The sequence below is a fragment of the Pseudomonas asiatica genome, assembly GCF_009932335.1.
Taxonomy (GTDB): Bacteria; Pseudomonadota; Gammaproteobacteria; order Pseudomonadales; family Pseudomonadaceae; genus Aquipseudomonas; species Aquipseudomonas asiatica.
Map to the genome: position 1 here is coordinate 3578260 of NZ_BLJF01000001.1, position 13387 is coordinate 3591646.

Annotated in this window: 12 protein-coding genes; 7 read left to right on the plus strand and 5 right to left on the minus strand. The window is 63.6% G+C overall.

Annotation, left to right across the window (positions count from 1 at the left end):
- Positions 1-55 precede the first annotated feature (55 nt).
- The 4 genes from GYA95_RS16520 to GYA95_RS16535 all read left to right on the plus strand — a co-directional run bounded on the left by GYA95_RS16520 (position 56) and on the right by GYA95_RS16535 (position 4959).
- On the plus strand, positions 56-982 hold the full coding sequence (locus GYA95_RS16520) for a 4-hydroxyproline epimerase (protein ID WP_015271366.1): 927 nt from the start codon (positions 56-58) through the stop codon (positions 980-982).
- A gap of 45 nt (positions 983-1027) precedes the next feature.
- Positions 1028-1975, plus strand: coding sequence for a dihydrodipicolinate synthase family protein (locus GYA95_RS16525; protein WP_013973780.1), 948 nt, complete (start codon positions 1028-1030; stop codon positions 1973-1975).
- Between the two features lie 156 nt (positions 1976-2131).
- Positions 2132-3709 carry an aldehyde dehydrogenase (NADP(+)) gene (locus GYA95_RS16530; RefSeq protein WP_015271367.1) on the plus strand — a complete coding sequence of 526 codons (1578 nt, stop codon included), beginning with the start codon at positions 2132-2134 and terminating at the stop codon, positions 3707-3709.
- 2 nt (positions 3710-3711) lie between these two features.
- Positions 3712-4959, plus strand: coding sequence for an NAD(P)/FAD-dependent oxidoreductase (locus GYA95_RS16535; protein WP_015271368.1), 1248 nt, complete (start codon positions 3712-3714; stop codon positions 4957-4959).
- A 117-nt stretch (positions 4960-5076) separates the two neighbouring features.
- Here the strand turns inward: GYA95_RS16535 and xenA are convergent, their stop codons facing one another.
- The gene (xenA, locus tag GYA95_RS16540; protein ID WP_015271369.1) at positions 5077-6168 is read right to left on the minus strand and encodes a xenobiotic reductase XenA; all 1092 of its coding nucleotides are present in this window, start codon (positions 6166-6168) and stop codon (positions 5077-5079) included.
- A gap of 50 nt (positions 6169-6218) precedes the next feature.
- Here xenA and GYA95_RS16545 point away from each other — a divergent pair, with 50 nt between their 5' ends.
- Entirely contained in the window at positions 6219-6554 is a 336-nt protein-coding gene (locus GYA95_RS16545) for an ArsR/SmtB family transcription factor (RefSeq protein WP_003259528.1), read from the plus strand.
- A 119-nt stretch (positions 6555-6673) separates the two neighbouring features.
- On the opposite strand, the gene GYA95_RS16550 is transcribed toward GYA95_RS16545, so the two are convergent.
- The 3 genes from GYA95_RS16550 to mqo all read right to left on the minus strand — a co-directional run bounded on the left by GYA95_RS16550 (position 6674) and on the right by mqo (position 9817).
- Positions 6674-7291, minus strand: coding sequence for a helix-turn-helix transcriptional regulator (locus GYA95_RS16550; protein WP_013973785.1), 618 nt, complete (start codon positions 7289-7291; stop codon positions 6674-6676).
- Positions 7291-7935, minus strand: a complete 645-nt coding sequence (locus tag GYA95_RS16555; RefSeq protein WP_015271370.1) for a hypothetical protein — start codon at positions 7933-7935, stop codon at positions 7291-7293. The genes GYA95_RS16550 and GYA95_RS16555 overlap by 1 nt, the downstream gene beginning before the upstream one ends.
- A 244-nt stretch (positions 7936-8179) precedes the next feature.
- Positions 8180-9817: a malate dehydrogenase (quinone) gene (gene mqo, locus GYA95_RS16560; protein WP_015271371.1), complete on the minus strand. Its 1638-nt coding sequence runs from the start codon at positions 9815-9817 to the stop codon at positions 8180-8182.
- 404 nt (positions 9818-10221) lie between these two features.
- Between mqo and GYA95_RS16565 the strand changes: the two genes are divergently transcribed.
- On the plus strand, positions 10222-11274 hold the full coding sequence (locus GYA95_RS16565) for a proline racemase family protein (RefSeq protein ID WP_015271372.1): 1053 nt from the start codon (positions 10222-10224) through the stop codon (positions 11272-11274).
- Between the two features lie 152 nt (positions 11275-11426).
- Here GYA95_RS16565 and GYA95_RS16570 read toward each other — a convergent pair whose 3' ends face one another.
- Complete coding sequence (locus tag GYA95_RS16570; RefSeq protein ID WP_003254720.1) at positions 11427-11618, minus strand: YhfL family protein; 192 nt, start codon at positions 11616-11618, stop codon at positions 11427-11429.
- Positions 11619-11837: 219 nt separating this feature from the next.
- On the opposite strand from GYA95_RS16570, the gene GYA95_RS16575 reads away from it, so the two are divergent.
- Positions 11838-13292, plus strand: coding sequence for a TrkH family potassium uptake protein (locus GYA95_RS16575; protein ID WP_015271373.1), 1455 nt, complete (start codon positions 11838-11840; stop codon positions 13290-13292).
- Positions 13293-13387: the final 95 nt, after the last annotated feature.

The following is a 13387-nucleotide window of genomic DNA, read 5'->3' on the forward strand; positions in this document are numbered from 1 at the left end:
GATGAGGCCCGCACAAACAGCACAAGACTTGGCTGATCAAAGAATGGACAAGCTCATGAAACAGATTCACGTCATCGACTCGCACACCGGCGGGGAACCGACCCGCCTGGTGATGAAAGGCTTCCCGCAACTGCATGGCCGCAGCATGGCCGAGCAGCGCGATGAACTGCGCGAGCTGCACGACCAGTGGCGCCGCGCCTGCCTACTGGAGCCTCGCGGCAACGATGTGCTGGTCGGTGCACTGTACTGCCCACCGGTATCGGCCGACGCCACGTGCGGGGTGATCTTCTTCAACAACGCTGGCTACCTGAACATGTGCGGCCACGGCACCATCGGCCTGGTCGCCTCGTTGCAGCACCTGGGCCTGATCGCACCGGGCGTGCACAAGATCGATACCCCGGTCGGCCAGGTCAGCGCCACCCTGCATGAAGACGGCGCCATAACCGTCGGCAACGTGCCGTCCTACCGCTACCGCCAGCAAGTGCTGGTGGACGTGCCCGGCCATGGTCCGGTGCGCGGCGACATCGCCTGGGGTGGCAACTGGTTTTTCCTCGTCTCCGAACACGGCCAGCGCATCGAGCTGGGCAACCGCGAGGCGCTGACCGAATACACCTGGGCGATGCTCAAGGCCCTCGAAGCCCAGGGCATCACCGGTGAAAACGGTGCCCCCATCGACCACGTCGAACTGTTCGCCGACGACGCCAACGCCGACAGCCGCAACTTCGTGATGTGCCCCGGCAAGGCCTACGACCGCTCGCCCTGCGGCACGGGCACCAGCGCCAAGCTGGCCTGCCTGGCCGCCGACGGCAAGCTCGACGAAGGCCAGACCTGGGTACAGGCCAGTATCACCGGCAGCCAGTTCCAGGGCCGCTACGAGCGCGACGGCGAACGCATTCGCCCGTTCATCACCGGCCGCGCCTACATGACCGCCGACAGCACCCTGCTGATCGACGAACAGGACCCGTTCGCCTGGGGCATCTGACCCCGGCTTTTTCCAAAAAAACGAATATCGCGAGGAGTGACAACAATGACCAACAACATCTTCACCGGCACCATGCCCGCCCTGATGACCCCCTGCACCGCCGAGCGCAAGCCGGACTTCGACGCCCTGGTGCGCAAGGGCCGCGAACTGATCGAGGCCGGTATGAGCGCCGTGGTGTACTGCGGCTCGATGGGCGACTGGCCGCTGCTGACCGAAGCAGAGCGCCAGGAAGGCGTGGCGCGCCTGGTGGCCGCCGGCATCCCGACCATCGTCGGCACCGGCGCGGTGAACACCCGTGAAGCAGTATCCCACGCCGCCCACGCGGCCAAGGTTGGTGCCGCCGGCCTCATGGTCATCCCTCGCGTGCTCAGCCGCGGCGCCTCGCTGATTGCCCAGAAGCACCACTTCTCGGCCATCCTGGCAGCCGCACCGAAGCTGCCGGCGGTGATCTACAACAGCCCCTACTATGGCTTCGCCACCCGCGCCGACCTGTTCTTCGAACTGCGCAGCGAGTTCCCCAACCTGATCGGCTTCAAGGAGTTCGGCGGTGGCGCCGACCTGCGCTACGCCGCCGAGCACATCACCTCCAAGGATGACGACGTGACCCTGATGGTCGGCGTCGACACCCAGGTGGTACATGGTTTCGTCAACTGCAACGCCACCGGTGCCATCACCGGCATCGGCAACGCCCTGCCGCGTGAGGTGCTGCACCTGGTGAGCCTGAGCAAACAGGCGGCCAAAGGTGATGCCAAGGCCCGCCGCCTGGCGCGTGAACTGGAGGCGGCGCTGGCGGTGCTGTCGTCGTTCGATGAAGGCTGCGACCTGGTGCTCTACTACAAGCACCTGATGGTGCTGAACGGTGACAGCGAATACAGCCTGCACTTCAACGAGACCGACGTGCTGACCGACGCCCAGCGCAACTATGCCGAGCAGCAGTACGCGCTGTTCCGCAGCTGGTACGCCAGCTGGTCGGCTGAGCAGAACCTGGCCTGATCACCTGATTCCAGGCCGAGCCGCAGCCCTGTGGGAGCGGGTTCACCCGCGAACACCGGCGAAGCCGGTGCCAGGCACCGAGTCGCCTGCTTCGCGGGTAAACCCGCTCCTACAAAGGCCGCGCTCTCTCTTGATATTGATTCCAAAGGAGGCTCCATGACCCTCACAGGCAACCTGCTGATCGGCCAGACGCCGGTAACCGGCAGCCGCGAAGCCATCCGTGGCATCGACCCGGCCACCGGCCAGACACTGGAACCGGCCTACCTCGGCGGCACCGGCGAACACGTGGCCCAGGCCTGCGCCCTGGCCTGGGCGGCGTTCGATGCCTACCGCGAAACCTCGCTCGAGCAACGGGCACAATTCCTCGAAACCATCGCCACGCAGATCGAAGCGCTGGGTGATGCCCTGATCGATCGCGCCGTGGCCGAAAGCGGCCTGCCAAAGGCGCGCATCCAGGGCGAACGTGGCCGCACCTGCACCCAGTTGCGCACCTTCGCCCGTGTGGTGCGGGCTGGCGAATGGCTGGACGTGCGGGTCGACAATGCCCTGCCTGAGCGCCAGCCCCTGCCGCGTGCCGACCTGCGCCAGCGCCAGGTGGCCCTGGGGCCAGTGGCGGTATTCGGCGCCAGCAATTTCCCATTGGCCTTCTCGGTGGCCGGTGGCGACACCGCCTCGGCCCTGGCCGCCGGTTGCCCGGTGGTGGTCAAGGCCCACGGCGCCCACCCGGGCACCAGCGAGCTGGTCGGCCAGGCAGTGGCAAAGGCCGTGAAGCAGTGCGGCTTGCCGGCCGGTGTGTTTTCGCTGTTGTACGGCTCCGGTCGTGAAGTGGGCATTGCGCTGGTCAGCGACCCGCGCATCAAGGCCGTTGGCTTTACCGGCTCGCGCAGCGGTGGCATTGCGCTGTGCCAGGCGGCCCAGGCCCGCCCCGAGCCGATCCCGGTGTACGCCGAAATGAGCTCGATCAACCCGGTGTTCCTGTTCGACACCGCCCTGCAGACCCGCGCCGAGGCACTGGCACAAGGCTTCGTCGCCTCGCTGACCCAGGGTGCCGGCCAGTTCTGCACCAACCCCGGCCTGGTGATTGCCCGCCAGGGGCCGGCGTTGCAGCGCTTCATCGACGCCGCCAGCGAACACGTGCGCAAGGCTGCGGCGCAGACCATGCTCACCCCGGGCATCTTCAGTGCCTACCAGGCCGGTGTCGGCGCCCTGGCCGCAAACGTCAATGCCCAGGCCGCCGCCAGTGGCCAGGCCGGGCAAGGCCCCAACCAGTGCCAGGCGCAGCTGTTCGTGACCCAGGCCGAAGCGTTCCTCGCCGACCCGGCGTTGCAGGCCGAAGTCTTCGGCGCGGCGTCGCTGGTGGTGGCCTGCGCCAACGATGAGCAAGTGCGCCAGGTGGCCGAGCATCTGGAAGGCCAACTGACCGCCACCCTGCAACTGGACGATGCCGACATCGACAGCGCCCGCGCCCTGCTGCCGACCCTTGAGCGCAAGGCTGGCCGCATCCTGGTCAATGGCTGGCCGACCGGTGTAGAGGTATGCGACGCGATGGTCCACGGCGGGCCGTTCCCGGCCACCTCCGATGCCCGCACCACTTCGGTGGGCACTGCGGCGATCCTGCGCTTCCTGCGCCCGGTGTGCTACCAGGACTTCCCCGATGCCCTGCTGCCGCAGGCACTGAAACACGGCAACCCGCTGCAGCTTCGGCGCCTGCTCGACGGTAAACGGGAAGGCTGAGCATGGTCGAAACCGCTGAAACCGATATCGCCGTGGTCGGCGCCGGCATTGTCGGCGTCGCCTGTGCCCTGCAACTGGCCCGCAAAGGCCGCCGGGTAACCCTGGTCGACCGTCAGGCACCCGGTCGAGGCGCGTCCTATGGCAACGCCGGGCACCTGGCCACCGAGCAGGTATTCCCGATTGCCGATCTGTCGATTCTCAAACGCCTGCCGCGCATGTTGCTGGACCCGATGGGCCCGTTGCGCCTGGACTGGAAGTACCTGCCCAAGGCCATGCCGTGGTTCACCCGCCTGCTGCTCAACCTGCGCCCTGGCCCGTTCCAGCGCAGCGTGGCCGGCATCCGCTCGTTGAACGAAGGCAGCCTGGGTGCCTGGCAGCGGCTGCTAGGCTCGATCGGGCGCGGCGAACTGTTTCAGGAAGATGGCTCGCTGCTGGTGTTCGAGCGGCCGGAGTCGCGCCAGGCCCTGGAGGCCTTGCGGACGCGCATGCAACAGCAAGCGGTGGCGGTGGACTTCTGGTCGGCCGACACTGTGCGCGAGGCGGCGCCGCAACTGAGCCCGTCGTTGCTGGGAGGGCTGTTCTTCCCGCGTACCGGACACTTCATCGACCCCTACCGGGTGGTGTGCGAACTGTTCGAAGCGGCCAAGGCCAATGGCGTGCGTTTTGTCCAGGCACAAGTCGATGGCGGGCGGCTGCACAGCGGCGGGGTCAGCCTGGCCAGCGATCAGGGCACGCTCGATGCCCGCCAGGTGCTGATCAGTTGTGGTGCGCATTCCGCGCGGTTGACCGCCGCACTGACCGGCAAGCGGGTGCCACTGGACACCGAGCGCGGCTACCACCTGATGTTGCCTGGCGAGCATCAGCGTTTGCCGTTTGCAGTCACATCGCTGGAGCGCAAGTTCATCATGACGCCCATGGCCGAGGGCCTGCGCCTGGCCGGCACGGTGGAGTTCGCCGGGCTGGACGCGCCGCCGAGCATGCAGCGGGCTTGGCAGTTGCACCGCTTGAGCAAGGGGTTGTTCCGGAGGGACCTGAGTGTTGAGGGAGCGACGCCGTGGATGGGCTTCCGGCCTTCGTTGCCAGATTCGTTACCGGTGATCGACCGGGTGTGTGATGGGCGGGTGCTGTTGGCGTTCGGGCATCAGCACCTGGGTTTGACCCAGGCGGCGGTGACAGCGGAATGGGTGGGGCGGTTGGCCGAGCGGGCCGGTGGACCGGAGATGGGGGCTTACCGGTTGGATCGGTTCTAGATTCGGGGGCCGCTGTGCGGCCCTTTCGCGACACAAGGCCGCTCCTACAGGGGACCGCGTACGCTTGTAGGAGCGGCCTTGTGTCGCGAAAGGGCTGCGCAGCAGCCCCGGTATCACTCAGCGATAACGCTCGAGCCAGTGCGCATACGGTGCAGGCAAGGTCCAGGAGGCTTTCTCCACCCCCAACTCCTTGGCCGCAAAGTAAGCCCAGTGCGGGTCTGCCAGGTGCGCACGCCCTACCGATACCAGGTCCAGCTGATTGGCTTGCAGCGCTGCTTCCGCCAGTTGCGGCGTACCAAAACCCCACGCCGAGGTCACCGGCAGCTTCGCCTCACGGCGCACGCGCTCGGCAATCGGCCCCATGAACGCCGGGCCCCACGGGATATTGGTGTCGGGAATGGTGAAGCCGACACTCACGCTCAGCAGGTCGAGGCCGCCAGCCTTGAAACGGCGCGCCAGTTCGATCGACTCTTCCAGCGTCTGCTCATCCCGGCCGTCGTACTCCAGCACACCAAAACGCGCGGTCAGGGGCAGGTTCTCTGGCCATACCTCACGTACCGCTGCCAGGGTTTCCAGCAGGAAGCGGCTGCGGTTGTCGAAGCTGCCACCGTAGGCGTCGGTACGCTTGTTGGAGTGCTCGGAGAAGAAACTCTGGCCCAGGTAACCATGGGCAAAGTGCAGCTCGATCCACTCGAAACCGGCATCGCGCGCACGGCGGGCGGCATCGACGAAGTCCTGTTTGACCCGGGCAATGTCGTCCAGGGTCATCTCGCGCGGCACTTGTGGCAGGTGCGCGCCGAAGGCGATGGCGGACGGGGCAATGGTTTCCCAGCCGCGGGCGTCGTCGGCGGCAATGTGGTCGTCACCTTCCCACGGGCGGTTGGCGCTGGCCTTGCGCCCGGCGTGGGCAATCTGGATACCTGGCACGGAACCGGCGGCCTTGATTGCCTGCACCACCGGCACGAAAGCCTGGGCGTGGGCATCGCTCCAGATGCCGGCGCAACCGGGGGTGATGCGCCCTTCCGGTGCCACGGCAGTGGCCTCGACCACCAGCAGGCCGGCACCGCCACGGGCCAGGCCGGCCAGATGCACGTGGTGCCAGTCGTTGATCATGCCGTCCTCGGCCATGTATTGGCACATCGGTGGAATGGCAATGCGGTTGCGCAGGGTGACGTCCTTGAGGGTATACGGTTCGAACAAAGCGGACATGGGCAAGCTCCCGGGCTATCTGATTACGATAGTTCGATCATAATCGAACTATGGCAATTAATGATAGCCCCGTTATCATGACGACCATGCGAGCCTATCAACATCCCAATTCTGAAGACCTCACCCTGGAACGCCTGCTCTATGCCCTGAGCGACCCGGTGCGCCTGGGTATCGTGCGCCACCTGGCGGGCGTGGCCGAAGCCAGCTGTGGCGAGCTGGACGGCGGCCGGCCGAAGTCGAGCATGTCCCACCATTTTCGCGTGCTGCGTGATGCGGGGTTGGTGCATACCCGCAATGTGGGGACTACCCACATGAATTCGTTGCGTAGCGAGATGCTGGGGGAGCGGTTTCCCGGGCTGCTGGACTGCATTCTGCGGCAACAGTGATTTTCCTGTGCCGGCCTCTTCGCGGGTAAACCCGCTCCTACAGGATAATCACTGTCTTCAAGACCTGTGCGGTTTCTGTGGGAGCGGGTTTACCCGCGAAAGGGCCAGAACAGGCAAAATCAATCTTCTTTCTTGCCCAGGGCAAACCGGCATACCTGCCCTCCCCTGAGCATGCACTCCTCATGGCTCACCTCGGCCCCACCCAAGGCCCCGATCAGCGCCAGGTCCAGCTCGCACACCACCGGGTGCGCCTTGGCCAGGTGATGGAACACGCAATTGTGCGCAACGATCTGCGGCTCGCCCCCCGAGCGGAAGAACACCTGTGCCTCGTACCCGGCATTGTTCATGTGCTCGACGATGCGTGCCTCATCCACCACTTGGTGCTCCAGGTCCGCCGCCAGCTTGCGCCCCAGCTGGCGCATCAGCGCCAGCAACGCCTCCTGCCCCAGCAAGCCGGCCACTTCCGCAATCAGCAGGTTGGCCAGCAACGGGTACTGCCGCGGGAACAGTTCGCGGGCCTGTTCGGTCAGCTCGTGCAGCTGCTCCGGGCGTCGCCCGGTGGGCCGGGTAGCGCCACGCTTGACCAGGCCGTCGCGCTCCAGCGCTGCCAGGTGCTGGCGCACCGCCGTGCGGGTGATTGCCAGGGCCTGCGCCAGGTCGTCGATGCTCATGCCGGCCGGCTGGAGCAGCAACGCATGGAGCAGGTCCTGTTGGGTACGGCCCAGGCCTTCGAGCATCAGAATTTGTCCGGGAACTGCTTGACCAACGCCGCAGCCAGAGCGTCGGAAAGGGTCAGGATATGCTCGCGCATCATCGCCCAGGTGCGCGCCTCGCCTACGTAGTCAGCGGCCGCCAACTGGTCGATCTGGGCCACGTGGTGCCCGCCGTGGGCGCTGAGCAGCGTCAGCAGGGTCGGCTCGGGCAGGTTCGGGTTGGCCTTGGCCAGAAACGCGGCGATGGCCTTGGCATTGCTGTTCAGCTCGTTGACCGCGGCTTGCTGGCCTTTTTTGTCCTTGGCCACGGTGGCGTCGCTGTAGTGCTTTATGGCGCCCCAGTGGCCGGCCAGCAGCTTCAGCAACTGATCGGCGGCAGGCTGGCCGTACAGCGGGGCAATACTGTTGGCGATCCTGGTGGCGTCGGTGACCACTTCCTTGGCAGCGACTTCGGCCTCCTTGGCATTACCGGCTTGATTGGCCACGGCATGGTTGCGCACCCAGAAGATGTGCTCGACCCACAGGTCGCGCAGGGCCATGCGTGTGGTCATTGCAGCAGATTCGGCAGGTTTGGCGGCAGGGGTTTCGCTGGAGTAGGAGTAGCTTTGGCTCCATGCCGGCTGGGCGCACAGGGCTAGCAGCAGTAAGGCGGCAATCTTGATGTTCATGACGGCACCCTCCTGGAGGGGATCGACTGACAAGATTAATTTAAGCATCAAAATATGTTTTTATTGGGGCTGAGCTGGGTTTCCGATCAGTGGTTTCCTGAGCTGGCCCCTTCGCAGCACAAGGCTGCTCCTACAGATACGGCGCCGTGCCTGTAGGAGCAGCCTTGTGCTGCGAAGGGGCCGGACACAGGCAACAAAAAAGCCACGAGGTCTCCCCCGTGGCTTCTGTCACAACAATGGCCGATTACAGCGCCATGTCATTCTCAGGCTTGCTCTCGACCGGCTGGCTAGGTGCAACCGTGGTGCCGACGCTCTCGTCGATCACCGGTGGTTTCTCCAGCTGCAGCACTTCAGCGGTGTAGTTCCACTCTTTCTGGGTGGCCGCCGCCGAGTCGTTCAGCTTGGTGCCGTAGCTCGGCACGATCTGCTTGATCTTGGCCTGCCACTCTGGGGTAGCGACCTTCTCCTTGAACACGGTTTCCAGCACGTTCAGCATGATCGGTGCCGCAGTCGAAGCACCTGGCGATGCACCCAGCAGGCCGGCGATGGTGCGGTCTTCGGAAGCGACCACTTCGGTGCCCAGCTTCAGCACGCCACCCTTCTCGGCATCACGCTTGATGATCTGCACGCGCTGGCCGGCCTGCCACAAGCGCCAGTCTTCCTTCTTGGCGTTCGGGAAGTAGGTACGCAGGGCTTCGAAGCGGTCGTCGTCAGACAGCATCAACTGGCCAGCGAGATATTCCACCAGCGGGTACTGATCGATGCCGACCTTGGTCATCGGCCACACGTTGTGGGTGGTGGTGCTGCTCAGCAGGTCCAGGTACGAGCCGTTCTTCAGGAACTTGGTCGAGAAGGTGGCAAATGGGCCAAACAGGATCACGCGCTTGCCATCCAGCACGCGGGTGTCCAGGTGCGGAACCGACATGGGTGGCGCACCGGTCGAGGCGATGCCGTAGGCCTTGGCCATGTGCTGCATGGCCACGGTCGGGTTCTCGGTCACCAGGAACGAGCCGCCCACCGGGAAGCCTGCGTATTCCTTGGCTTCAGGAATGCCCGACTTCTGCAGCAGCTTCAGCGCGCCGCCACCAGCACCGATGAACAGGAACTTGGCGTCGGTAGCCGATTCGCTACCGTCCTTCAGGTTCTTGTACTCAACGTGCCACGAGCCGTCCTTGTTGCGGGTGATGTCCTGCACTTCGCTGGACAGCTTCAGGTCGAAGTTTTCCTGGGTTTTCAGGTGGCCGACGAACTGGCGGGTGATCTCGCCGAAGTTGACGTCCGTACCGATTGGCGTCCAGGTCACGGCCAGCTTCTGGTTCGGGTCGCGACCTTCCATCATCAGCGGGACCCACTTGGCGATCTGCGCGTGGTCCTCGGAGTACTGCATCGGGCGGAACAGCGGGCTGGCCTGCAGCGCGTCATAACGCTTTTTCAGGAACTTGATGTTGTCATCGCCCCACACGAAGCTCATGTGCGGAGTGGTGTTGATGAACGAGTGCGGGTTCTTCAGCACGCCCTGGCGGACCTGCCACGACCAGAACTGGCGGGAGATCTGGAAGGCCTCGTTGATTTCGATGGCCTTGGCGATGTTGACGTTGCCGTCCTTGTCTTCCGGGGTGTAGTTCAGCTCGGCCAGCGCGGAGTGGCCGGTACCGGCGTTGTTCCAGCCGTTGGAGCTTTCTTCGGCCACGCCATCCAGGCGTTCGACCATTTCCATCGACCAGCTTGGCTCCAGCTCGTGCAGCCACACGGCCAGGGTCGAGCTCATGATGCCGCCGCCGACCAGCAGCACATCTACTTTCTTGGTTTCTGCGGCGTGCGCTTGCATGACGCTTGCAGCGACAGCCAGACCCAGCAAGGTCTTGCCAGCTTTCTTGAACATTGATCGATTCCAGTCAGGAGAACAGAGGGCGGGCCTGTGGCTGGCCCAGGTAAAGCATGTTCTGCAGCGCAGGCTTGTTGTTGATCATTGTTCAGCAGCCAGAGAACCAGAAAACGACTCGGCCTTTTGTCGAATTGACCGACAAGGCTGAATCGTTTTTCCGATTGTAACTTAAATGCCAGCACAAACAAATTGCCGGCCCGGGAGTCAAGGTGGCGGGTTGTCTCAGGCCTGTGCGCCCGTGTGGGAGCGGGCTTGCCCGCGAAAGGGCCGGCACAGGCCTGCGCAAATGCCATTCAAAAAACCGGTCACCCGATCGGATTTATTCGACTTACAGCCCCGCCCCACCGCTTTATCCTGCGCCCCAGACCCCGCCTCAATCCGATCAGAACAGGGCCGCCCATATGTCATTCAAACGCACCATCCACGCCGTCGACACCCACGCCGGCATCCCCATGCGCGTCATCACAGGCGGCGTACCGCACATCCCCGGTGACAGCGTACACGCCAAGATGAAATGGCTCGAAACCAACGACGATCAGTTGCGCAAGCTGATGCTGCGTGAACCGCGCGGCTATCCGGCGCACTGCTGCAACATCATCGTCCCGCCAAGCCACCCCGAGGCCGACGCCGGCTACATCATCATGGAGCAGATCGAGTACCCGGTGATGTCCGGCAGCAATACCATCTCGGTGGCCACCGTGCTTTTGGAGATGGGCATGCTGCCGATGCAGGAGCCGCTCACCGAGCTGGTGCTGGAGGCCCCGGCCGGGCTGATCCGCATCAAGGCCCGATGCGAGGGCGGCAAGGTCAAGGCCGTCACCTTCCAGAACGTACCAGCGTTCGCCGCACACTTGGATGCCGAAATCGACGTACCGCACCTGGGCAAGGTGCGCGTGGACGTGGGCTGGGGCGGCATGTTCTATGTAATCGCCGACGTGCGCCAGTTCAAAGGCCTGCAACTGATCCCGCAGCACGGCGCCGAAATCGCCCGGGTATCGTCGATGATCCGCCAGGCGGCTATCGAGCAACTGCCGGTGGCACACCCCGACTACCCCGGCATCGGCATCACCATCTCGCAGCTGTCCGGCCCCAGCGAAGACCCCAACGCCGACTGGAAGAACGCGGTGACCATGACCTGCGGCGAGTTCTCGTGGGACGACCCGGCCACCTGGACCGGGGCGCTGGACCGCTCCCCGTGCGGTACCGGCACCTCGGCGAAGATGGCCACCCTGCACGCCAAGGGTGAGCTGCCATTGCTCCAGGACTTCCGCCATCAGGGCCTGCTCGGCAACATCTACACCGGCCGCCTGATCGATGAAACCAGCATCGGCGGCAACGAGGCCGTGGTACCAACCATCACCGGCAAAAGCTGGATCTACGGCCTGAACACCTTCGTGCTCGACCACGACGACCCGTTCCCCGAAGGCTTTACCATCGGTGATATCTGGGCCTGAGCCCAGGCAGCGTTCAATGCACTGGTATCCGCGAGCCGGGCCTTCTGGCAAGACCTGCATCTGAAGTGGCCACAAACAAAAACCCCCGGCCATGTACATGACCGGGGGCCTTGGATCACGCCGCAAGCGTCGCGATCAGGGTACCGCCAAGATTACTGCTGCTGAGGCAGTTTATCGATCGGGCCGCAGCCACCGATGATCTTGGAGATGGAAACCGAAGGGTGGAACAGGTAGTCGTAGGTGCAGTTTTTTGGCTGGTTGTAAACCTGGCCAGTGCAACCCGACAGCAGGGCAACACCCGAAACGACAGCAACGGCTACAGTAGCCTTGAACAGCTTTTTCATACTAAGTCCTTTAAATGAATCATCTTCGGCCATCGTCTGATGGCGGCGGGATGATACAGAACCCTGGCATTGGATCCAAGCAGCAAGGCGCACTGGCTAGTTGCACCTGTGCAACAATCGAGTGGCTCTGTATGAACTGTCCTAAGACATTACGGCTTTTTACTCGACATTGCTGTATGGCAGGCAATACTGCCGGCATTGTCCGCACGAGCTCAACTAATGCCGCTTCCAGCGTTGCGCTTCATAGCCTTCATTATTGGTGTATTCCTGATCACCTTGGCCGTCAGCATGGTAATCCCGATGCTGACACTGCTGCTGTACGACCGCAGCGATGATCTCGGCGCTTTCGTCTGGTCAAGCCTTATCGTGCTCTGCGCAGGCCTGGTCATGGTGGCCCGAGGCGCTCCCGGCGCACCGCAACTGCGCGCCAGGGACATGTACCTGCTCACAACGGCAAGCTGGGTCATCGTTTGCGCATTTGCGGCCTTGCCGATGGTGTTCATCCGGCACATCAGTTACACGGACGCGTTCTTCGAAACCATGTCAGGGATCACCACCACCGGCTCGACGGTACTAACCGGGCTGGACAATGCATCGCCCGGGTTGCTTGTCTGGCGGTCTTTGCTGCACTGGCTGGGAGGCATCGGCTTTATCGGCATGGCTGTCGCGATCCTGCCCCTGCTGCGCGTAGGTGGCATGCGCCTGTTCCAGACCGAATCTTCGGATTGGTCAGACAAAGTGACACCCCGCTCGCATGTTGCGGCCAAGATGATCCTGATCATCTATGTGGGCCTGACAGTCTTGGGAACATGGGCGTTGTGGGCTGCCGGCATGACCCCGTTCGAAGCCATCAATCATTCGATGGCACTGATTTCAACCGGTGTTTTCCCTACCTCCGATGCCTCGCTGGGCCACTGGGTGCAGCCTGCGGTGCATTGGGTAGCCGTTGTCATCATGATCCTCGGCAGCCTCCCTTTCACCCTGTATGTGGCCACGCTGCGTGGCCATCGGCGCATCCTGCTCGATGACCATCAAGTCCGCGGTTTCATTGGCTTTCTCGTCTTCATCTGGCTCACGGTCGGAACCTGGCTCTGCTTGCACAGCGATCTGTCATGGTGGGATGCGCTCCGTATCGTGGCGGTCAACGTCACCTCCGTGGTGACCACCACGGGCATTGCCGTGGGCGACTACACGCTCTGGGGCAGCTTCGCCATCATGCTGTTCTTTTACCTGACGTTCGTCGGTGGCTGCTCGGGGTCTACCGCTGGAGGCCTGAAGATATTCCGTTTCCAGGTGGCCGCGGCCTTGCTTGTCAGCAGCCTGAAACAGTTGATCCATCCAAGGGCAACAATCTCGAAGAAATACAATGGGCACCCGATCGATGAAGAGATCGTGCGCTCACTGCTGACGTTTTCGTTCTTCTTCTCAGTCACCATCGCGGTCATCGCCCTTGGCCTCTCGCTGCTAGGGCTCGACTGGACAACGGCATTGAGCGGGGCCGCTACCGCCGTGTGCAACGTCGGCCCGGGGCTGGGAACGCTTATCGGTCCTGCAGGTAATTTCGCCTCGTTATCGGACGCTGCCAAATGGCTGCTGACTGTCGGCATGCTGCTTGGACGGCTCGAAATCCTGACCGTACTGGTACTCGTCTCTCCAGCTTTCTGGCGATTCTAGGCCAGAGGTTACCCGCCCATCTTCGCGCTCATTCACGGTCACGTCATAGCCTTGAGTAGCGGTTGTTCGGTAGACTACCGAACGGGTGCCAGCTG